We start from the raw sequence: 21,679 nt of genomic DNA, 5'->3' as shown, positions 1-21,679 counted from the left end.
TCGGTCTCCTATGCGCCGGTGTCGGCGGCGGGCAGTGGCGGAACGACGAGACCGCGATGGCGGTCTTGCCGGAATGGGCGGAACGTGCGCGCGGCGCTGGGCGGGAGCGGATCGGCGTGGCCGTCGCCGTTCAGGTCGACGCCGCTCTGGCGCAGCGTGAAGGTATTGACCAGCACGCCTATCGGCAGGATCTCCCCGAGCGTGTTCATCAGGTACTCGTACTGGGGGATCGTGAGCAGGGTGCCGTTCGGCACGCTGGCGCGGAATTCGTACGGGTCATTCAGGCCCGGCCGTCGCGCGTAGCCGAGCACCACGACCGCCGTGAGTCCGGCCGTTGCGGAGGTGAAGACGGTCCGGCTGCCGATCGGCTTGACCTGGCCGCCGCTGCCCGTGAGCGGGACGGTGTACCAGCGAAAGCCGACCGAGCGGCGATCGGAGAGATTCACGCCCGCGCCGGGCAGGCCGATTGCACCGATGGTCAGGATTACGCGGTGGTCGGTGGTGGTGAGCGGCAGCGCCGAGGCGAGTCCGTTCGCCGCGAAGAGGCCGACCAGCCGCTTGAGGTCGCCGGCGGCCGATGGCGTGCCGGCCAGCACCGCCGAGGCCAGCGCGGCCGGCAGGGCGATCGTGGTGACCAGTTCCGGCGGGAGCGCCTCGAGCTGCGCGACGATGGGCGCGGGCGCCGTGAGATCGGCGAGGCCGGCGGCCCGGAACACGGCGAGCGGCGGGTCGGCCGCCGCGTGAGGCGCGGCGGCGTTCCATGCGGTGGTGGCATCGACGGCCGATAGCGCGGCCCACGCGGTGCCGCCGGACGCCGTCCATTGCGCGAGCGTGGCCGCCAGGCCATCGTGGATCACGACATTCGCCGCCGGGTCGCCCGGCGCCTGGTAAGCGGCTTGCAGCGTGGCCGATGCGTTCACGGCGGCGTTGGCCGGCCCGGCGATCACGAGCCCGAACGCGGGCAGATGCGAAACGTAGAGCGTTGCGGCGTCGACCGCATAGACGGTCTGCAGGCCGCACGCATTCAGGAACCACGCACCGGCGGGATCGGTCGCGGATGATACCGGCGTCATCGTGCCCACGAGCGCCGCAAGTTCGGCGTCGGCGATGGCCGGCGGGTGGGCGACGGCTGCCGCGAGCGCGTCGAGGTCTGCTGCTGCGGGCGGCTTGAGGTCGACGCCGAGCCCGAGCTGATAGCGGCTGTTCGCGGCGCCATCCTGCGCGCGCGTGACGCTCCAGTGCGCGGCCTGGCCGAGCGCGCGCCGGCAGCGCCCGACACGATCGAGCGCCGATGCGAGCAGCGGCGCCAGCGCGGCCTGAGCCGGAAAATCGAAGCTCTGGCGCAGGCTCGCGCGCAAGGTCTCGACGCTCGCGCGGCGTTCCGTCGACAGCGCCCGCGCCAGATGAACGCCATTCGCCGTCGGCTCGTCCTGCGGCCAGATCAGATGGACCGCGCGAACGTAAGCGAGGAAGTTCGTGCGCACCGCGTCGCTGCCCGTGCTGATCAGATGGACCGCGACCGCGAACGGATTGACCCGTTCGTCGATCTGGAAGCGCGCCTGCACCCCCAGGCCGGCGAGGAGCCCCGCATTGGGCGCGCTGGGCAAGCCGGGGCCGTTCAGTGCTTCGTCGAGTCGCGCGCGGGTCGCGCGCAGGAATGGCCTGAACAGGGCGAGCCGGCGACGGTAATTGTCGTCGGGTTCCGGAACCGGTGCGCCGCCGGCATCGGTCCAGGGCTGGAGAACGATGTGCCCCGCATCGGCGGCGAGCCGGTCGGCGAGACGCGGCACGGCCACTTCCGCGCCCACGCGGTCGAGCGCGTCGCCTGCCGCGCCGGCCAGTTGCCGCATCGCGGCCAATTCGCGCGCCTGACGTCGGATCGTGTGTTTCTCGGCCGAAAGCGCGTAGAGGAGCCGGCCGAAGATCCCTTCGATCAATTGAAGCTGGATCAGGTTCGCGATCTGATTGGCGGCGATGGCGCTCGTCGTGCCATCGGCCGCTATGGCGGCTAGCGTGAGCACGAGCGTGAACGGCGCGGCTGTCCGGACGTCCGGATCGACCGTCGGCAGATGGAGCGGCACGAACGCGCCAGCTTCGGTCCACGGGGCGAATACAGCGGTGCTGAAGCTTGCCGGCGCGTTGCCCGGAAGCAGCACGGCGCTGACCTGCAGACCGCTTGCGCCGAGCGCGGCGGCCGGCGCGACGACGAGCAGCGGGTCGCGGGTCACGTCGGGAATCGCCGCGTGGCCCGTGGCGTCGCACGCGATGTCCCGCACCTGCGCGCCGCCCGCGAACGGCGCGGTGAGATTCGCGAACATATTGCCTTGCGACGCCGCCGCCCAGCGGTCGGGCTTCAGAATGTCAGCCATGGCGCCTCCTTGCGGCGCAGCGTTCGCGCGTGGCCCATCTCGGCGGTTGCGCGTCTCATATGATCGTCAGCATCGTTGCGGTGTCCACGAAATCGGCCACCTGGTTGATCGCCAGATCGATGTTCAGACCGCAGCCGGGCCCGGCGGGGCCGTTCGTCGGCGCCTGGGTGAAGTCGATGTTTTCCATCGCGGGCGGATAGCGGAGCAGCATGACGTTCTGGACATCGGTGATGCCGGGCTCGCTCATCATGGCCCAGATCACTTCCGAAACTCGCACCGGCTCGCCGAACGACAGGCTGTCGATGTAGCGGCGCAGCCGTTCGTTGAGCCGCGCCTTCAGCGCCTGGGCCGGAGCCGATGCGTTGACGGACGCCTTCGAGCCGAACGGCATCGGAATTCCGCGCACGACCAGGTCCGCGTTCACACAGATGCCGATCTGCTCGGCCTGCTGCACCTGCGGGAAGATACCGATCGGGCGCAGATCCTCGATGGCCGTGAGCACCGAGGCTTCGAGGCCGTCGGGCCCGTCCCAGATTGCCGAATCCGTGGGCGATACGAGTACGGTGAAATAGTAAGGATTCCCGAGGTCGCGCTCGCTGCCGAACACGCGCTCGACAAAGTTGAAGTTTCCGAAGATCGACTGGTTGATGTCGAGCCCGCCCCACGCGTCGCGGATCAGCGCCTGGCGCACGCCCGGCACGAGCGACACCGCGATCTGGATCGCGTCGACGGTCCAGATCGAGCGCGGCGCGCGCAGCAGCATCGAGCGGTAGCGCGCGTCGGGCCATTGCAGTTCGCCGCCGGTCAGCTTCTCGCTGTGCGTGATGCTGATGAGTTCCTTGTTCGCGGCTTCTTCGGCGGCCCGCAAATCGGCGAGCTTCGTGTCGTACGGATTCCAGCGGTCGATTCGCTGCGGATGGCTGCCATCCGCTGCCGTGACAGCTGGGTCGAGATTGTGCGAAGGCCCCGGGTAGAACGCGACGACGGCGATATCGGCCTGCGGGCTCGCGGCGGTGATCGTCGCCGATTCGTCGGTCGCGACGTGATGCCCGCCCGGTGTCAGCAGCCGCGCGCCGCGCGGGATCGTGATCTGCGCGAAGCCGGCCGGCAACGTGCCTGTGAGCTTCAGCGTGATCTTGCCGGTCGCCTCCAGCCAGGGCCGCGGCAGGCCGAGTTCCGCGCCGAGGCTGCTCAATGCCTGGCCCTCGGCCGACACCACGAACATGTTGTCGTAGATCGCGCCGAGCGCCGTCCAGGTGCGGGCGTCTTCCAGCGCCGCGACCTCGAAGAGCTTGCGCACGACCGAGCCCGAGGTGAGGTCGAGGTCGGTGCCGAACAGCGCGCGGCCAAGCGCGAGCTTTTCGGCGAGCAGTCGCGCGAACGGCTTCGCGTAGAACCCTTGCGGCGTGACGCCGTAAGGGGCCGCGCTGGTCGTCCGGATCACGGACGCGTCCACCGCCAGCACGTCGGCGGTGTCGATACTGGTGGGGTTCTGGTCAGCCATTCGTCGTCACCTGGCCCGCGCCGAGCGCGATTTGATCGATATTCACCGAGTACGTATCGCCCGAGAGCGTCTCGAACGCTACGCGCACATCGAGGATGCGGCTGCCGGCCGTGATGGGGTCGAGGCGGCCATCTTCGAGCTTGACGTCGACGATGCGCCGGATGCGCGGGTCGGCGCGCAGCACCTTGATGACCGCGATGCGAATGCGCTCGCGCATCAGGACCGGGTTGGTCTCCTCGGCGATGGCGTTGATGCCGTCGAAGCCGTAGCCGACGTTGAACAGGTCGCTGCCGAGCGCGGTGGTCAGCGCGATGGACAGCGACTGGCCCAGGTTGTCGATCAGCTCGACGCACGCGAGATCGAGCAGGCCGTTCGTGGTCACGAAGCGGATGTCGCGTCCGATATCGGCGTTGGCTTCGGCTGGGGCGCACGCAATGCCCCAGCCCAGCACCCTGCGCCGCAACGGGTCTTTCTGTTGGTCGGTCATCGGTCCTCCCTGAGGGGTGCCCTGACGTACGTCCGTGTGCTTGCCTGTGGTCTGCCGCTAGCTGGCGGTGAGTTTCGTTTGCCCGGCGATGCCCGCGAGCAATTGTTGCGGGGTGGTCTTGGCCACCATGCCGTCCGTGGTGCCCGCCAGCGTGTCGAGCATCACCGGCTGGCTGTCGGCCTGAAGCTTGCCAGCGGGGCCGCCGGTCACCGAGGCGACCGTCGTGCATGGCTTCGCGGTCGGGCCGGACGCATCGGAAGCGGGCGGCGTCGAGCATCCCGCGATCGACTGGCCCGCAATGCCGCTTTGAAGCAAAACGGCCGCGCCGTTCACCTGCAGCTTCGTGGAGCTCGATGTCGATACGTTGCCCGCGTGACCGCAGGTCACGTTGCTCGCAGTGGTTAGCACTCCAGACATGGCGATGCTCCTCAATGAACGTTCATGTTGGACTTCACCTGAACATCGACGCTGTTCGCTTTCATCGTGATGGTCCCGTCCCCGGCGTCGATGGTGATGTTCTTCGCCGTGATGGTCACGCTGCCGTCCTGCTTCATGACGATCGACGATTGCCCGCTGGTGTGCTCGATCGTCACCGAGCCCTGGTTTTTTTGCTCCGGCCGGTCGGGCCGCTTGCCTGCGTTCCCGAGATGGTCGCTGCCCACTCGCACCGTGAGTTCGCCGACCTCGATGATCCGGTTGCCGTCGGCGTCGATCAGGTCGTTCGTGACCTTGCCGGCGTACTCGGCGGGCGTTTTCGTGTCGTCCACCTGGCTGCGGTTTCCCTGGTCGACGCCGGCGGGCAGCGTCAGCCAGTAGTCGCCGGGCTGCGATGCCGGCCCGTGCCCCGATGTCCACAATGCGCCGATGTCCACGGGATCTTCGGCGCGGCCGTTGCGATGCGCGAGCACCACGCGCGTGCCGGGGTAGCGCGGCAGCACCAGCCCGCATTTGCCCCACGCGAATGGCGACGCGTAGCTCACGCCTTCGAGCGGCGCGGGGGTATCGCGCCGGATGTCGAGGCGCCGGGCCTGATTGGCGCGCCCGTCCGGATCCACGAGGCCGCGAAACACACGCTCGGTCTGGCCCGGCGGCTCGGCCGAGCCGCCGCCGGACGGATGAAAGCCGCGCACCTCGCCGATGTCGACGCTGCGCGGCGTTTGCGCGCCTTCGCGCACTGCCTGGCGGATCGCGGAAGCTGCCGATGCGGCGCCATCCGAGCGGGCGCCTGTGGTGCCCGTCGTGCGGCCCGGCGTATGTGCGCCCGCGCCGGATGCGGTATCCCACGGCTGCGACAGGTCGGCGATCTCGACGCCCGTTACGGTCGTGACGAAACCGGTCGCCCGGCCGAGCGCGTGCGTCACAGAGGTCACGTAAAGATTGACCGGATGCGTGATCGTGTCCGCGCCCATGCCGGGAAGAATCGAACCGGCGAACGCGCCGCCGAGCAGCGAATCCAGAAAGCCCGGCTGGGTCTTCATTTCGTCTGGGGGGCTGTCGAAGGTCGCCATGTCGCCTGGCTTGATATCGGGCCGGCCCTTGAGCGTGAGCTTGAACTGGCGGCGTTTGGGGGCAGGGGCGGTGGCGGGCGTGGTCGAGTCCGGGGAAGCGTCCGGATCGGCTTGCACCGGGTCGAGCGTTTCGGTGCCGAGCAGTCCGCTGCCGAGCGTCAGCGGCTTCGAGTCGCCATCGAGCGGGAATTGACGGACTCCGAAATAGAGCGTGCCGTTGCGGATCACCATCAGGCCGCGCCCGTACTTGCCGCTTGCGTGCTCCATCCTGGTCGCGAGGTCCGTGAGCGCGGCGGCATAGGTGCCGCCCGAGTCGATCGATATCTGTTCGTCGCCGGGACTCGTTCCGGCGCTGCCGCCTGAACTGCTAGTTGCACTACCGCTTGAATTGCCGCTCGCCGTCGGCATCGAGCCATCGGCGCCGAAGCCCTGCAACTGGATGTCGATGCCCGTGCGCTGCCCGATCGTCGTGACCGCATCGCTGAGCTTGTTGCCGCTCACCGGCTGCGCGATCCGCATCGTCGCGAGGTTTTGATAGACGCGCTCCTTGCACTCGATGGTCGCTTCGTAGCGGCGCACGCCCGCCGTGCGCGTCACCTTGACGATACGCAGCACCGAAACCAGCGACGACGCCATCGACGAAGGATCGAAGCGCCCAAGGGTGTCGGTCAGGCCGCCGAGGTTGGCGAGATAGCCCAGCGGGCTCGCGTTCGCGTCGATCCAATACAGGTAGAGCTGCGCGACCGTCGGCTGCGACGCCGCGCCGGTCTGGGCGATTGTCGCGTAATCGGCGTCGGTCATGCCTTCGATCGTGATCGAACATGCGCCGGCTTCGAGCCCGGCCGGCAGCGTTGCGCTCAGCCGCGCTTCGTAGTCGGCCGAGCACACGGTCAGCACGGCGGGCGCGGTTGAGATCTTGCCGTTCACTTCCGTGTGGAACGTGAGCGCCCAGCCGGACGCGTTGCCGATCATCACCTGGTTCGCAGACAGCGTCGGGAGGCTCATCGCAAGACCCTCGGGATCGTGATGCGCAGCCGGTCGTAGAGCGCCTGCGCGAGGTTCAGGCTGACCACCGAGCGCATCGTGATGCTCGGCGGCAGACGCAGGCGCAGGAAGGGGTTGAGCGGCACCGGCCCGAAGGTCTGCACGCCCGTGTCGTTGCGGCGCCACGCGAGCGTGAGCGTCGAGCCGTAGTCGCCTGGGCCGATCATCGAGCCCGCGCGCAGATCCCACGACAGCACCGATACTTCGAGACGTCCCGCTGTGCCGCCGCCGTCGGCGGGCACGCTGAACGTCGCGCCGGCCGTGAGCGGGATCGACGCCACGTTGGTGCCGCCGCGCTGGATCAGCAGCCGCGCGGTCGAGCGCTCGACATTGCAGACCGGCGCGCTCGCAGCAGGATTGGCGGCCGGATCGCATGGATCCGTCTGCACGGTGCTGGCCGACACCACGGCGGCCGGGTCTGGCTGTTGCCATTCGCCGCCAAGGCCGGTGGGCACCGCGAGCACGGCGGTGAAGTCGGCGTCGAGCGTGATGGGCTGCGGAATGCCGGTCATGATTTTCTGCGCGAGCGTCGCGAAGCCGTCGGGGGCGGCCGGCGGGTCGGCGGGCGTCAGATAACGGTCGACGGGGATGGGCGGCGCAGGCATGGTCAGTTCCCTCCGACGTCCATCAGTGCGCCCACGCCGACGCTCGCGAGATCGAGCAGCTTGCCGAGCGCGCCGGGCAGCGGCATGTAGGCAAGCTGGATCGACACGTCGAGCGCTTCGCGTTTGGTCGTGCTGGCCGTGAAGGTCAGCGACTGGATCTGCATGTCGGTGCGAATCGTCATCGCGGTGATCAGGATCAGGCCCGACACCTTGCCGCCCGTGAACGAGCCGAGCGCCGTGCCGCGCTTGCTCGACTCGGCCAGCGTTTCGAGCGCGAGCTTCCACGCGAAACGCTCCATGCCGACCAGCACGCCGGTCAGGTCGATAGTGTCGTCGTGCACGCCCACGATCGCCCGCGCGCCGGTGGAGCCGATCGGCGGCAGGTGGTAGGTCTCTGTGAGCTTCATCGTCGTGACGGCCCAGATCGGAATCGGCAGGATGCCGTCCGAGATGATCGCCGACGGGATGTTCGCGTAGTTCTGGTAGCTGGAGGCCATCTATATCCTCCCGGTTGCTTCTTGCAGTAACGCGGCGATCGCTTCGTGCACGGCCGCGGGCGTGCCTTCTTCTGTTTCCACCGACCACGACACTTGCTCCGGCTCGAAACCGAGGGCGCTCGCGCAGTGAGAGAACGCTTCGATTACGCTACGCCGGTTGCGCTCCACCACGTCCGTCGGCTGTTGGCCGGATGGCCTGCCTTCGTCGTCGAAGCGCGGGAGCTGGCCGCTCAGCGGGTAGCCGAGCATCGGAAAGCGCAGGCGGATCTCGCGCCAGTTCGCCTGCCAATGGAGGCTGACGTAGGCAAGCGTGAGCAGAATCGGCGGCTGACCGGCGGTGTCCACAGCCGCGACGCGGCCGTACCAGGCCGGCTCGGCAGACACGTCCGGCTCGACGAAGCGCAGGCCGCCGATCAACTGCACCGCATAGCGATCTCCGGCGGGAAGGCGATCGAAAACGTCAGGCGTCACTGCGGCATGTCCGTCAAGCTTCGTGACTGGCCACTGCGCGACCGTCTCGCCGGTCCAGGGGGCGGCGTCGCGATCGGGCGAAGCGGAGGGCGGCCAGCAGAACGGCTCCCCGGAAACGGCCGCGCGGCACTCCATCGGCAGAAAGACCTCCGGGGACCAGCGCTCCACGAGGCGACGGAGGATCCCGGTCGGATCGCTGGCCGGACCGCCTGTCGATGGAAGCTCCAATATCAGGTCTATTGCGTGCATCGTCTCGTCCCGCAAGGTTTCGTCGGTCAGGGTGTCCAGGTGTGAACCAAGGCGCCCTGCGAATTGTAGAAGCGAATCCGGCTGATATTCGTCCAGCCCGCGTTATCGCGGATCACGCGGTCCAGAAACGGCGCGAGCGAGCCGTCCGCCTGCATTTGCGCGAGCAGAGCGTCATAGGAGAAGCTATCCACAGATGGGTCGATGCGCACGTCGATCTCCCTGCGCAACCAGCGAATCCCCCCGCGCCTGGCATAGATGCCGCCGGCGGCGTATTCGTCGATCTTGTGGCTGAGACTGGCGCTATTCAAGTTCCGCTGAAGCGAACTGAGCGGATCGGCACGGTCGACCGTGGGAATGCGCGTGGCCACCGACTCGCGGCCGATGGTTTGCCCGGTGTCGGTCGTGAGCAGGACGTCCGGACCTCTCTCGCCTTCACCGGCCACTTCCACGCTAGCCACATTGACATCGGCAGGCAGCGTCAGCATGGTTTGCGCCTGAGCCGGCGAGACGTTGTCGCCCAGCAGCCTCACATACGCGCGCGCTTCCTCAGCCGCGGACGGGAAGGTCGTGGCCCTGGCCCCGGCGCCGACCGTGCGGGTCGGGAATCCCGACTGGCCGATATCGGCGGCGATCTGGTCGATTTCGGCGATCGGCGTCGGTCCGCGTGTCGTCACCGACTGGAGCGCCTGGATCAGGTCGGTCATCTCGAAGCGCTGCAGGGTGCCGCCGCTCAGCGCGCGCACGCGCGCGAGGAGCCGGCCGAGCGCGTCGATCGCCGCGCCTTCGTGGCCCGGGTAGCGGCCCACGAAGTTCCGGAAAGGCGTGCGATTGGCGCGCTGGCGCAGCATTTCCATCACTTCGTCATGACGTATGATGGCCTCGGCGTGTCCCAGTTCGTTCCAGTACGGCAGGTCGTCCCGATACAACCCGCGCAGCGCCGCGTCGAAGCGCGCGCCCGTGAGCCGCTGGAATTCCTGCACGGTCATGCCCGAGCGTTCGACGTAGACGTTGTCGAGCGCGCGCTGGAGTTCCGCGTCGAGCGTCAGATGCTGCTGCAACACGAACAGCAGCGAGTCCGGCGGAACCCGGTTGCCGGCCCGCAGCAGCGTGGCGACCGCGAGATCCTGCTGGTCTTGCGAGAAGGCGCGCAGCGCTCCTGCGAAGGCATCGAGACCGGCCACCGCCTCGGCAATCGTGGCGCCGAACGGGCCATGCGCGGCCGCGAGCGTGCGGAACGAGTCAAGCCCGTTGCGGCCGATGAAATCGAGCGCGTGCGGCGCGCTCGCCAACGGTTCGAGAAAACCGTCCTGCGCAAGCTGGTTGACGATTTCCTGGCGCTGCGCGCCGAGCCAGCGTAGGTAGCCGGGCGCATCGGCGGCCGGGATCGCGCGCATCAATGTATCGGCCGCCGCCGACTCCAGCGCGCCGTACAGGCGGTCGAGTCCCTCGCCAACGCCAGCATTCAAGCCGCCTTTTTCGAGCGCCTGAGCGACGCCTTCCGGCGTTACGAGTTGCTCCGGACGACGAAGTATTTCCAGCGCCGCGATCTGCTGTTCGTCGGCAAAGGGCGCGAGCCGGCCGAGGAAGGCCTCGCAATCGGCGGCCGAAAGCCGGAACGACGGACCGGCGAGCACGTCCCAGATGCGGTTGATGTCGCCAGCCGTCAGGTGATGCAGCAGATTAGGCGACGACGCCAGACCGTCGAGCTGCCCGCCGCCGATCAGCGCACCCGCGCGTTCGTCGGTAAGCCGCCCGAGCGCGTTCAGCAGTTTCTGCGCGCGGCCTTTGTCGACCGCCACCCGGTTCAGGAACGCCAGCAGTTCCTCCTGCGACATGCGCGCCGCGCCGGACTCGGTCGTCGACAACAGCCGTTCGAGCCCGTCGGTCTCGACTGGACCCATGCCGATGTCGGCGAGTTCGAACACCCGGCGGAACATCGAGAACTCGAAGCGCCGCCCGATGCTGCCGAGGCTCAGCCCTTCGCCGAGCGTCGCCATGCGCTCGCGCAGGCCGGTGATGATCGTCTGGACGCTCGACTCTTCGAGGAAGGTCGCGAGACGCTGGCGGATCGCAGACAGCGCCTGCGAGATCTCGGCCGCGTAGCGGGCCGGCGAGACGCCTGATCGACGGATCACGGCGATGGCCTCGTCGGCGGTGTTCAGCACGGTTTGCCCGCCGACCCGGAACGCGCCCTGCAGCGCCGGGCCGATCACGAACTCGCCGAACAGCCCGAACACGGCGCCCATCGTCATGCCGCGCACGTATTGGCCGAGGCTCGGCCCCGGCCCATCGTGCAGCAGGCTGTCGGCGAGGCCATGCGAGAACACCACTGCGCCGCCGCCGAGCGACCCGCCGACGATGCCCACGAACAGCCGTTCCGCGACCCAGCCGCCGACGATTTGCGGCATCGTCGCGCGCCCGATGCGCAGTGCGATCGCGCGCCCGCCGATGCCCGCGAAGCGGAAGGTCAGCGCGAACAGATAGCCGTCGATCGCCGCCATCACGAAGCCTTCGAGGCTGTAGTGCTTCGCGGTCGCGAGATAGAGGATCTCCGAGACGACCACCGAGGTCAGCACGGCCCCCGTGCCGCCGGCCGCCTCGACCAGCGCGGTGACGATGCCGGCTTCCCACGCGACGGCAATCACCGCGATGCCGCCGATCACGAGCCCGACCGTCTCCAGGCGGTCGCCCATGCGGCCCAGATCCCAGCCGAACAGGAGCCACTCGAATTCGAGTTCCGTGGACGTGCGGCTCGTGCCGGGAAGATCGGTCCAGTTCGCTTCGCCTTCGATCTTCTGGACCATGTTGAAGGTCACGTTGTAGCGCTCGATGCCGCGGTCGACGACAAACTCGATCGCGGTCACGCGCAATGACGTGATCTGGGTGACGGTTTCGAAGTCGTCGTTCGAGAGGTGGATTGCGGCTACCGCGCGGTTGATCGCTTCGTTCGCGAACTCCTGGTTGTTGAAGTCCTTCGCAACCCGGCCGGCCATGATGTCCGCGAGCAGTTGATTGGCCGCGGTCTCCAGCGCGGCGTCGAACTCGGCGCGCCGTTCTTCGCGCAGGTGCTTCACGCGCGCGTGCGATGCATAGTCGGCGTACGCGTCGGCGACCACGCCGTTGCGTGCCACGCGCCGCTCGGCGTCGTGGAACAGCCACATCGCGCCGGTATCGGGGAAGTAGGCGTTCCTGAGCGCCGCGCGCGTTGCGTTGTTGTAGTCGCTGCGCATCTGGCTGATGCGCGGATGCGCGTTGTAGCGCGCCGACGTCGTGGCCGCCTGGATGAAATGCAGGGCGGCGTCGCCGCGCGTGCTCGCCATTTTGTCCAGCAGCGCATCGAACCACCGGCCGCCTTCACGCCGCTCTAGCGCCTCCATGATGAGGTCGAACATCGTGAGGCGCCCGGCCCCGCTGGCGCGCGCCCCGAGGTCGCTGGTGCAGAGCGCGTCGAGTCTGCTCCACCACGGGATTTCAGCCAGCGAATCGCCTTGCGGATAGCTGCCGAGCAGCGCGACGATGGCCTCCGCGATCTGCTCGGCCCGCGCACGATGGCCGACCGCGAACTGCTGGTCCTCGCTCAGCGCGAAGGTCGCGGACAGCAGCGCGCCGCGCCAGCCGACTCGCCAGCGGCCCCAGCGGCTGTCCGCATCGAGCGCCAGCGTGGCCGGGGTCGTCAACGGCGTGACGGTTGTGCGCACAACGTCAGGCAGCGTGTCCAGGGTGTCCTGGTTGAGCAGGCGGAGGTCGCGCTTGCGGTAGGCGAGCGAGCCGGCGGGCGGCAGCGCGTCGCGCATCTCGACGAGCTGCTGCAGCGTCGGCGGAAGCACCGGCGCGGTGACTTCGACCGGTGCCACGTGCAGTGTCGTCGTTTCGTCGCCCATCGCGGCGATGAAGTCGGGCCATGACACGCCCAGCGCATCGCGAAACCCGTCCTGGTAGACGAGGAACTCCAGGTCGCGGTTGCGGACCTCGACGTCGACCGGCGTGCCGGGCCGCGCATAGGTCTCCAGAGAGATGGTCGGCAGGACCATCATCGTGAAGATGACCTGCGCGCCGGGCATCAGATAGACCTCGCCGCCGTAGATTCTGAGGTAGCGGCCGTTGCTTCTCAGGTCGGGTGTGGCGCCCGCAACGAGATTGTCTTGATCGAGTTCGATCACGCGCTGCCGGTCTCGCTCGGACAGGTTGATCACCCAGAACCCGTCTTCGCGTCCGGGGTGCGCACGGCTCAGCTCCAACGCGCGAGCGGACAGTTCCGCCGAGAGATCGTCGCGCCGGTACGGACGGTCGACCCGCACGACCCACAGCGAGACCCATTTCAGCTGCTCCTCGTAGTCCGCGTAGAGCGTGGCGTAATCGGCAGTGCGGTCGTGGATGGAGGTGTCGAGGAACGCGAGGTATTCGCCGACCTTGGCGTGAAAATTAATGCTTGTCAGCGTTTGCCAGCCGCGCCACGGCCGCCGGCGCAAGCGCGCGCCCGTTGCCGTCGTGGCTGAGGTTGTCGCCTGCGTGCGCGCCGAGCGCTGGATCACGCGCGCGAGGCGCGCTTCGGTATCCTGACGGGTTTCGGCCGGGACGCTGCGCAGGTTCGCGCCGCGCCACAGGAAAGTCGGGTCGTGCACGACGATGGCCGAAGGATCCCCGGAGCGCGCCGTTGCCGCCGACGAGCGCCGCATTGCGCGCGCCATCGCCGCCGCGAGCGCGGCGTCGAGGTCGGCCGGGCGATGCTCGATCGCATCGAGGTCCACAGACAAACGCACCGGGATGTTGACGTTGATCCGCATACGCGCAAAGAAGCGGGTATCAGCCGGTCAGCTCGCGGGCGAGCCGTTCCAGCGTGGCGTGAATCAGGCGGTCCTCGTCGACGGCCGCCACCGTGTTGCGGACCTCGATCTCCACCGGGAAGTGGTAGTGCACCTCCGGCGGGCCGCTGCCGCTCGCCTCGTCCGCTTCGGAACCGAGCGACCAGCCGATCGAATGGCCGTCGTGCACGAGCGTTCCCGAGGTCGGATCTGGCGTGTCGTGTCCGTTGGGCATGATGGGTTGCTCCGGGCGGGGCTAGGGCAGCGTCGCGGTGGCGTTGCTCTTGTCTGTCTCGGCCGCGCCAAGACAGAAGCCGGAGAACGTCGCCGTGGGCGCGCCCGTCACGGTTGCGGTGGAAGGCACCGCGCTCGTGATGACGCAGTTGCTCATCACCACCGATGCGTACGCCCAGTCGTTGCCGTTCATCGATTCCTGCAGCGTGACGTCGAACGGCGTGCGTTTGATCGCCAGCGTGGTGAGCTCCGCGGCAACCGTGCCGATGGCCTTCACCGTCATCGAGAACGTCATCGACTGCGGCGAATAGATCACGCCGATGTGCGTATGCTCGATCGAGTGCAGCGGCTCCGCGGTGAGCGTGAAGGTGGGCGTGAACGAATCGATCGGCGTGATCGTACGGGTCTGGTTGTTCGCCGTATAGGACACGGCCAGCCGGGTGTTCCAGTCGGGCATGTTGGGCTCCTCTTCGTATAGGAAGCGCGGATGGGAAGCGGTCGGTCAAAAACTCGGCGCCAGCGTGACGCGAAGCTGGTGCACCGCCGGACCGTAGGTGATCGACACAAACACGTCGACGGTCCGGTTCGCGCGCGCGGTCACGACCAGTGCGCTGTCCGTCGCGCTCCAGGCCGACTCGGGCGTCATGAGGATGTTCAACACCGGAATCGTGGTCGAGTAGTCGTCAATCACGGCGGCGTTGACGAGCGGCCCGAGAATCGCGTCGATGCGCACCTTGACCTGCGTGAGGCCCGCCTTGGTGATGCGCGAGTCGCCGATCAGTCCGATCAGGCCCGCCTTGAGCCGGAAATCGATGTCGTCGAGCACGCGTACGATGTCGATGTAGAGCAGGCTCGCGTCGGTTGTGTAGCAGCGGCCCTCGCCAAAGTAGAAGCCGCCGCCGACGATCAGCGAAGGTTGGATGATCGGCACGATGCCGGCCTCCGAGAGGCCTTTGATTTCGCTCGGCCCGTACTGGCTGGCGGTCGGCACGCTGACACCGCGCACCTGCTTGAGCACCATCGAGACCTGCGGCGCATAGCCGGCGATTGCGCCGGTGGCGGCCGCGGCGACGTCGACCGCCGCGCCGCGCGCGGCCACCAGCACCATGCGGCTGGAGTCGCTCTTGAGCGGCGTGGCCGTGGCGTCGATGTCGTGAACGTAAGTGGGCGACTTCGCGGTCGCCGGGTTGACCATCGCCACGCCGAGCCGCTTCTGGCCTTGCGACGACATGGTCTCGACATGCGCCTTGAGCGCGAGCAGGTTAGTCGGCGGATTGCCGCCGGCGGCGGGCACGCCCACGTCGGTTTCGTTCGCGAGGCAGACGAAGTCCACGTCGTCCGCGGCTTCTAGCGACGCCAGCGCGCCGGCGTAGTCGTTGCCGTTCACCTTGACGCCGTATACCTTCGACGGCGTCGGGCTTTGCAGCATCGCGAGCTTGAGCGAGGTCGACAGCGTCGTGTCGGCCACGCTGCCGTCGCCATTGACCTTCGCGAAGTGCTGGGACACATCGGATGCCGTGTCCACGACGGTCGGCATGTCGAATGCCGCATCGCCGCCGTCTGCGCCGGCGGGGGTCTTGCCAACGATGGCGATCACGCCGGGCGAGCGCTGCGCGATGGGCATCAGCGCGGACGTATCGATGTTGACCAGGATGAAGGGAAACGCCGCAGGGACGGTTGCTGACATAAGTTGCTCCTTTGATGTCAGTTCTGAACACGAAACGGGCGATCCATGCCGGCCCGGGGAAACTTCGCAATGCCAGGTTTATCCAGGTTTATCTGTTCATATCGATATGGATTGCTAACATGGTTTCTCAAACCGCGGCGAGGCCAATTCCCTGTAGCACCAGCCAGCCGGCGGCGGCCGTGCGCCGCGCGGCTCGCGCGGCGTCCGCGGCCATGCCAGCGGTGGCGCCAGGCCAGCCTGCGTCGTCGAATGCCGCAGCCGGCACGATCCAGGTGATCGGCAGCGGCTCGCGGATTGGCAAACTGGCGTCTACCGCGCGGGTAAGGCCCATCTGGCCGAGCTGCTGCCGAACGATCCGCGATTCCGTGAGCAGGTCGCCGACCGAAAAGCCCACGTCGCGGATCAACAGCGCGGTGCCGATCGGCAACGGCTCGGGCAGCGACGGCACCTCGTTGGGCGGCGAAAAAGTGATCTGCAGGGGCCAGGCGTGGAGCACGCCGCGCAGGTTCGTGATCAGGTCGCTCACGGATGACGCGCCGTTCTCGTGCAGCCACTGGTCGAGCAGCGCGCCGGTCATCAGGTCGGGCTGTGCGAACGCCGCGCGCAGATGCGTTAGCAAGCGCGTGCGTCGTTCGGTTTCGAGCGCGGCCGGATCGCCGGGCAGCGCGCCGAGTGCGGCCACGATCTCCGCATCGATGTGTCCAGCATCAACCACGTTGCCGCGTGCGGCGCTCACATGTCCGGTAGGGGGCGTCGAGCGGGCGATGATCGAGCCGCGCCAGAATGCATCCACGCGAATCGCGCTTTCGCCGAGCCCGGACAGCACGAACTGCGAGTCGGTGCGCTCGCCCGTTGTCGAGCGTCCCCAGTATCCCTCGAGGGTGGCGACGCGCGGGACCGCAAGGCCGAGCTGGATATCGTCGAAGACCGCGCTGTACGGTCCTTGAATCGGCATCGCGCTGGTGTCGTAAGCCGTCGATGCGATTTGCGCGAGGCTGTCGTTGTCGAACACGCCGCCGCGCGCCGCCGGATCAGCGAGCCTGATGAGGATCGTATCGACGAAGTTCACGCTGGCGCCCCTTCTTCGCTAGCCTGCAGACAATCGTGGCACTACGATGAAAACAGACCGCATTGTTTTGAATTGAAATTCAAAAGGCTTTGCCGTGCGTTGAGCGTAGACGATGGGGGAATCTTGTCAAGAAACAGCACGATTGTGGATTGGCCATTCTCCAGTCGTGACGCGCCGTGCGCGTGATTCGTCCGATGACGTTTATTTAAGCGTCTCAGTATCGAATGTTTATTCACGTTCGAAAAGGTGAAAGCTTTTTAACCAAACTCGAAAACAAACTTTGGTATCCGAAACGTGATTGCGCGAGAGGACAGATGAAGATGCGTTTTGCATGTTCAAAGTTTTTCCTGCTGTCATCGGTTGCGTTGCTGATTACCGCTGGTAATCGCAGAAGAGGTAGATATCGGTGCGCTTCGCGAGGAAGTAGTCCACACCGATCTGCACCGCGCCCCAGTGCGGCGCGCGAGCATAGCGAGTCGTAGCGAGTTGTAGCGAGTTGTAGCGATAACTGCCGAACACGTGCGCGAACGCCTTGCATGGGGTTGCAGTCATTGTTCTTTCTGATGGTGGTGGGAATACATTGACAGCGGCGCTACGACTGGTAATCCGAAAGATATCTGGCAGGAAAAGCGATTCGATTGTCACGGGACGGGCAGGCCGTCCCGGTGCGGATTACGAACCCTTAACAAAATGAACGAAGGGGTTGTTAACCCGCGATGAATGCTATCGACCTTTTCATTGTTTCGACGGCGAAAAGGACATGGCCCATCCGCTCGCTGGCGCGACGGTGGAGTGCTGGCATGCGAACTCGAAGGGCTTCTATTCACACTTCGATCCGACGGGCGCACAGAGCGATTTCAAACTGCGCGGCGCAGTGAGGACGGGCGCGGACGGCAAATACGAGTTCCGCACGCTCATGCCCGTTGGCTATGGCTGCCCACCGCGCGGCGCGACGATCAATCGGCTGCGCAGGGCCACTGCGGCGTAACGTCGAAGCCAGAAAGCCCGAAAAGACGATTGCATCCGTGAAATTGTCGTGCTACTTTTTCATGAAATTATACAGATAGAATTTCACGGATGCCGCCATGTTCGTCGAATCGACCCGTCATGTGGAGAGTTATTACGCCCGCACGCTGCCCGGCGAGGCGCCCAAGCGCCCGGCCCTGGTGGGCGAGTGCGATGCCGATGTCCTGATCGTCGGCGCGGGTTTCAGCGGGTTGCATACGGCGTTGCGCCTGGCGCTCGCGGGCCGGCGCGTGGTGGTCGTGGAGGCGAGCCGCGTGGCATGGGCCGCGTCCGGACGCAACGGCGGGCAGGCGCTGCTCGGCTGGTCGTGCGACATGGGGCCACTCGAGCAGTCGCTCGGACTTGAAGGCGCGCGCGAGCTATGGGAAAGCATGCGCTGGGCGGCGCGCGAGGTGCGCGAACTGCCCGTACGCCACGGTTTCGACATCGACTACCGGCCCGGCAGCCTCTGGACCGCCGTGAAGCGCAACCGCATTGCGATGCTGGAAGAGGCACGCGACGAAGCCGCGCGCAAATGGGGCTACGACGCGTTGCGCGTCATCACCGAGCCCGACATGCCCGCATGGGTGGGCAGCCCGCGCTATCTCGCGGCGCTTTTCGATCCCGAGGCCGGCCACCTCAATCCGCTCAAGCTTGCGCTGGGCATTGCCTCTGCCATCGAGCGCGCGGGCGGGCGCATCTTCGAGCAAACCCGTGTGCAGCAATGGCGCGAAACGCCAACGGGTTTCGTCGCGACTACGTCCCACGGCCGGATTCGCGCGGGCACGCTCGTGCTTGCCTGCAACGCCTATATCGACCGGCTCGACCGCGAGCTTGCGCGCCGCGTCCTGCCGGTCGGCACGTATCAGGTGGCGACCGCACCGCTCGACCCGCAACTCGCGCATACGCTCTTGCCGCGCAATAGTTGCGTGATCGACAATCAGTTCGTTCCCGACTACTTCCGGCTGAGCCCCGACCATCGGCTGCTGTTCGGCGGCGCATGCACGTATCTCGGCGGCATTCCCAAAGACATTCGCGCCTCGATCCGGCCGAGCCTCGAACGCGTTTTCCCGCAACTGTGCGGCGTCGAACTCGAATACGCGTGGGGCGGCCATATCGACATCAGTATCCGGCGCACGCCGGACGTGGGGCACGCGCGCGGGCGCTACTGGCTCCAGGGTTTCTCGGGGCATGGCGTGCTGCCGACGCTGGCCGCGGCGCGCGCCGTGTCCGATGCGATCCTCGGCGACACGCGCTTGCTCTCGCGCTACGAGGCCATCCATAATCCGCGTTTCCCGGGCGGCGACGCGCTGGCCGCGCCGCTCGAAGCGCTCGGCAAGCTCTGGTATCGCATGCGCGACGTGGTCTGACTGAGGTATCCGGCATGGACAAGGAAGAAGAGATAGAGGGCCTCGCGATCCTCATTCGCGATCTGCGCAAGCACAAGAAGGTAACGCTGGCCGATCTCGCGCAGCGGATCGGGCGTTCGGTGGGTTTTCTCTCGCAGGTCGAGCGCGGCAAGTCGCGGCCCACGGTCGCCGATCTCACCGCCATCGGCGAAGCGCTGCAAACGCCCACCACGTACTTCTACAGCGTGAGCAAGCCGCGCGCGCTGCCATGGGTCACGCGACCCGGCGAGCGGCGCACGCTTTACTACGGCGGCGGCATTACCGATGTGCTGGTTTCGCCGAGCATGTCGTCGGGTTTCTCGATGCTGGAGAGCCTGCTGGAGCCGGGCGCGACGAGCGGCGAGCGTCCCGTGGACGATAGCGACGAGCAGGGCGGTTTCGTGCTCGAAGGCGAACTCACGATCTGGCTCGATGGCGAGGATGAGGAGGTCACGCTCAAAGCCGGCGACAGCTTTCAACTGCCGGCCCGCTGCCGCTTCAGTTACGCGAACTGCTCGGACAAGGACGCGCGCGTGCTTTGGGTGTTTACCTGAGGCCCGATTCGATGCCTGCCTGATATGAAGCTAGCGGAGATACGCGCCTTGCCGGCGCGCGTGCTTCCATAATGATTTGGAATCCGTATTAAATAGCAGGTCCAACCCTGGTCCACCCTGGTCCACCATTTCCCGCTAAAGAGGAATTCGACGTGAGCACCACCGCAACTGACCTCGTGAGCGAAGTACGCGCCTTTCGCGCGGCTCATCCCGACGTGCAATACGTCGACTTGATCTGCCTCGACATCCCCGGGCATTTCTACGGCAAGCGCTATCCCATCGCCATGCTCGAAAAAGTGGCGGCCGGCGCGCTGCTCAAGCTGCCGCAAAACTGCATCCTGCTCGGTGCGCAGGGCGGGGTGTATCCGATCGGCGAGTACTGCTTCCACGACGGCGATCCCGATGTGCCGCGTCGCCTGGTGTCCGGCACGCTCAGGCGGGTGCGCTGGGAGCAGCCGCCGCTCGCGCAGATGCTGATTACCTCGGACGGCACCGCCACGCCCATCGGCTTCGAACCGCGCCAGGTGCTCGCACGCGTGCTCGATCGTTTTGCAAAGCGCGGGCTGAAGGCCGTGGTCGCGTTCGAACTGGAGTTCTATCTGTTCGATGCTAAGCTGAGCGAAGGGCTGCCCAGGCACGCACGCGATCCACTATGCGATGACGAAGACAATCAGCCGAACATGCATATCGAGCGCCTTTCGCGTTTCGCGCCCGTGCTGCACGAGATGGTAGAGGCCGCGCGTGAGCAAGGTGTGGACGCAACGGTCATCACCGCCGAGTTGGGGCCGGGGCAGTTCGAAATCAACTTCGGCCATTGCGACGACGCCTTGCGCGCGGCGGACTGGTCGGCGCTCTTTTGCCGGAGCACGCGCGGCGTGGCACTGCGGCACGGCTATCGGGCGAGCTTCATGTCGAAGCCATTTCTCGACGCGCCCGGCAGCGGCATGCACGTGCATGTGAGCCTTTACGACGAGGCGGGCCGCAACGTGCTCGCCGCGCGAGAGCAGCGCGCGTTGCGTCATGCGGTGGCGGGCTGTCTTGCGCTGCTTCCGCATTGCATGCCAATCTTCGCGCCCAATCACAATGCGTTCCGGCGCTACGGCGCGATGGTCAACGCGGCAAGCCGGGCGAGTTGGGGGTTCGAGGACCGCGATGCGTGCATCCGCATTCCCGAGTCCGATGAAGCAAATCTGCGCATCGAGCACCGGCTCGCGGGCGCGGACGCCAATCCGTATCTCGTGCTCGCGGCCATTCTCGCGGGCATCGAACATGGCCTGGAAGCGGGCCGCGAACCGATCGCGTCGCTCAATCAAGACCGCACGAGCGGTGTCGATTTTCCATGTGACATGCTGTCGGCCGTGGCCGCCATGCGCGGGCATGCCGGGGTGCGCGAGGGGCTCGGCGACGATTTCACGATGGTTTATTGTGAAAATAAACGCCAGGACCACCTCGATTTTATGAATTCGATCGGTGCGCGGGAATATCGCTGGTTTTTGTAAAATGACGCCAAATAGTGACAAAATCGGCGAGAAAATCGCTTGCAGGAATCATTCCCGGGAGTCGTCCGGCCTGTAAGCCCCGTGCGCTTTGCGTTTCGATATGCAACGTAATTTGCCTGTTTGGCCCGTGTGAGGTAGGGTATGCAGGTTTTCTCAACTCAACACAGGTAGCAGATGAACAAACAGGAACTCATTGACGCAGTCGCCGCAAGCACGGGCGAGACCAAGGCAGCCACCGGAGCCGCAATCGACGCGATCCTCGAAGTGGTCACCAAGGCGGTCACGTCGGGCGATTCCGTGCAACTCGTCGGCTTCGGTTCGTTCTCGACCGGCCAGCGTGCTGCCCGCGTGGGCCGCAACCCGGCAACGGGTGCGGAAATCCAGATCGCCGCGGCAAAGACGGTGAAGTTCACGGCCGGCAAGGCATTCAAGGACGCCGTCAACGCGTCGTGATGCTGGCCGCCGCCGCACGCGGCACGAACCGGAAAGCCGGCGGGGCAGCGAGTGTCTGTTCCCGCCGTCTTGCTGATCGTGCGGTGGGTTGCGGTGGCGAAGCGCATCGTAAGCCGGGAGCAGGGCGCATCAAGCCTTGCTCCCGGTAAGTTTTTTTCAGCGCCAATTCGCCAGAATATCGATCTGGTTATTTCAGTTCATTACAGCGTTTTCGCTTCCCGCGTGGGCGTGAAGGTGTCGCGCTCGCGTTGAAT

Annotated in this window: 19 protein-coding genes and 1 pseudogene; 6 read left to right on the top strand and 14 right to left on the bottom strand. The window is 66.6% G+C overall.

Annotation, left to right across the window (positions count from 1 at the left end):
* Positions 1 to 8: 8 nt before the first annotated feature.
* The 14 genes from NH14_RS28235 to NH14_RS28170 form a co-directional block, all read right to left on the bottom strand.
* On the bottom strand, positions 9 to 2,369 hold the full coding sequence (locus NH14_RS28235) for a hypothetical protein (protein WP_052148542.1): 2,361 nt from the start codon (positions 2,367 to 2,369) through the stop codon (positions 9 to 11).
* Positions 2,370 to 2,424: 55 nt separating this feature from the next.
* Positions 2,425 to 3,873: a baseplate J/gp47 family protein gene (locus tag NH14_RS28230; protein ID WP_035533935.1), complete on the bottom strand. Its 1,449-nt coding sequence runs from the start codon at positions 3,871 to 3,873 to the stop codon at positions 2,425 to 2,427.
* Positions 3,866 to 4,360 (bottom strand): GPW/gp25 family protein, encoded by a 495-nt coding sequence (locus tag NH14_RS28225; protein ID WP_035533936.1) that lies wholly within the window; start codon positions 4,358 to 4,360, stop codon positions 3,866 to 3,868. The genes NH14_RS28230 and NH14_RS28225 overlap by 8 nt, the downstream gene beginning before the upstream one ends.
* Before the next feature lie 57 nt (positions 4,361 to 4,417).
* Positions 4,418 to 4,777 carry a superantigen-like protein SSL4 gene (locus NH14_RS28220; protein WP_035533938.1) on the bottom strand — a complete coding sequence of 120 codons (360 nt, stop codon included), beginning with the start codon at positions 4,775 to 4,777 and terminating at the stop codon, positions 4,418 to 4,420.
* Positions 4,778 to 4,788: 11 nt separating this feature from the next.
* A complete protein-coding gene (locus NH14_RS28215; RefSeq protein ID WP_035533940.1) occupies positions 4,789 to 6,873 on the bottom strand; it encodes a hypothetical protein in 2,085 nt (694 codons plus the stop codon).
* Positions 6,870 to 7,517 (bottom strand): hypothetical protein, encoded by a 648-nt coding sequence (locus NH14_RS28210; RefSeq protein ID WP_035533941.1) that lies wholly within the window; start codon positions 7,515 to 7,517, stop codon positions 6,870 to 6,872. The genes NH14_RS28215 and NH14_RS28210 overlap by 4 nt, the downstream gene beginning before the upstream one ends.
* A 2-nt stretch (positions 7,518 to 7,519) precedes the next feature.
* Positions 7,520 to 8,014, bottom strand: coding sequence for a hypothetical protein (locus NH14_RS28205; RefSeq protein WP_035533943.1), 495 nt, complete (start codon positions 8,012 to 8,014; stop codon positions 7,520 to 7,522).
* A complete protein-coding gene (locus NH14_RS28200; RefSeq protein WP_152617321.1) occupies positions 8,015 to 8,734 on the bottom strand; it encodes a hypothetical protein in 720 nt (239 codons plus the stop codon). It abuts the gene before it with no gap.
* Between the two features lie 26 nt (positions 8,735 to 8,760).
* The gene (locus NH14_RS28195; protein WP_035533946.1) at positions 8,761 to 13,518 is read right to left on the bottom strand and encodes a hypothetical protein; all 4,758 of its coding nucleotides are present in this window, start codon (positions 13,516 to 13,518) and stop codon (positions 8,761 to 8,763) included.
* A gap of 19 nt (positions 13,519 to 13,537) precedes the next feature.
* On the bottom strand, positions 13,538 to 13,771 hold the full coding sequence (locus NH14_RS28190) for a hypothetical protein (RefSeq protein ID WP_035533947.1): 234 nt from the start codon (positions 13,769 to 13,771) through the stop codon (positions 13,538 to 13,540).
* Between the two features lie 21 nt (positions 13,772 to 13,792).
* Positions 13,793 to 14,227: a hypothetical protein gene (locus tag NH14_RS28185; RefSeq protein WP_035533948.1), complete on the bottom strand. Its 435-nt coding sequence runs from the start codon at positions 14,225 to 14,227 to the stop codon at positions 13,793 to 13,795.
* A 45-nt stretch (positions 14,228 to 14,272) separates the two neighbouring features.
* The gene (locus NH14_RS28180) at positions 14,273 to 15,457 is read right to left on the bottom strand and encodes a hypothetical protein (RefSeq protein WP_035533950.1); all 1,185 of its coding nucleotides are present in this window, start codon (positions 15,455 to 15,457) and stop codon (positions 14,273 to 14,275) included.
* Positions 15,458 to 15,584: 127 nt separating this feature from the next.
* Positions 15,585 to 16,526, bottom strand: a complete 942-nt coding sequence (locus NH14_RS28175) for a hypothetical protein (protein ID WP_035533951.1) — start codon at positions 16,524 to 16,526, stop codon at positions 15,585 to 15,587.
* Positions 16,527 to 16,898: 372 nt separating this feature from the next.
* Positions 16,899 to 17,078: a hypothetical protein gene (locus NH14_RS28170; protein WP_035533952.1), complete on the bottom strand. Its 180-nt coding sequence runs from the start codon at positions 17,076 to 17,078 to the stop codon at positions 16,899 to 16,901.
* A gap of 217 nt (positions 17,079 to 17,295) precedes the next feature.
* Here NH14_RS28170 and NH14_RS28165 point away from each other — a divergent pair.
* The 6 genes and pseudogenes from NH14_RS28165 to NH14_RS28140 form a co-directional block, all read left to right on the top strand.
* Positions 17,296 to 17,481, top strand: a pseudogene (locus NH14_RS28165) (dioxygenase family protein); the annotation flags it as partial.
* 130 nt (positions 17,482 to 17,611) lie between these two features.
* Positions 17,612 to 18,901 carry an NAD(P)/FAD-dependent oxidoreductase gene (locus NH14_RS28160; RefSeq protein WP_035533955.1) on the top strand — a complete coding sequence of 430 codons (1,290 nt, stop codon included), beginning with the start codon at positions 17,612 to 17,614 and terminating at the stop codon, positions 18,899 to 18,901.
* 14 nt (positions 18,902 to 18,915) lie between these two features.
* Entirely contained in the window at positions 18,916 to 19,473 is a 558-nt protein-coding gene (locus NH14_RS28155; protein WP_035533957.1) for a helix-turn-helix domain-containing protein, read from the top strand.
* Positions 19,474 to 19,625: 152 nt separating this feature from the next.
* Positions 19,626 to 20,972 (top strand): glutamine synthetase family protein, encoded by a 1,347-nt coding sequence (locus NH14_RS28150; RefSeq protein WP_035533959.1) that lies wholly within the window; start codon positions 19,626 to 19,628, stop codon positions 20,970 to 20,972.
* A 174-nt stretch (positions 20,973 to 21,146) separates the two neighbouring features.
* Positions 21,147 to 21,425 (top strand): HU family DNA-binding protein, encoded by a 279-nt coding sequence (locus NH14_RS28145; RefSeq protein WP_027818693.1) that lies wholly within the window; start codon positions 21,147 to 21,149, stop codon positions 21,423 to 21,425.
* Between the two features lie 51 nt (positions 21,426 to 21,476).
* On the top strand, positions 21,477 to 21,677 hold the full coding sequence (locus tag NH14_RS28140) for a hypothetical protein (RefSeq protein WP_152617322.1): 201 nt from the start codon (positions 21,477 to 21,479) through the stop codon (positions 21,675 to 21,677).
* Positions 21,678 to 21,679: the final 2 nt, after the last annotated feature.

This window comes from Paraburkholderia sacchari (genome assembly GCF_000785435.2).
Lineage (GTDB): Bacteria > Pseudomonadota > Gammaproteobacteria > Burkholderiales > Burkholderiaceae > Paraburkholderia > Paraburkholderia sacchari.
The sequence above is the reverse complement of the archived record's forward strand: the minus strand, read 5'-3'. Positions and strand labels throughout refer to the sequence as shown.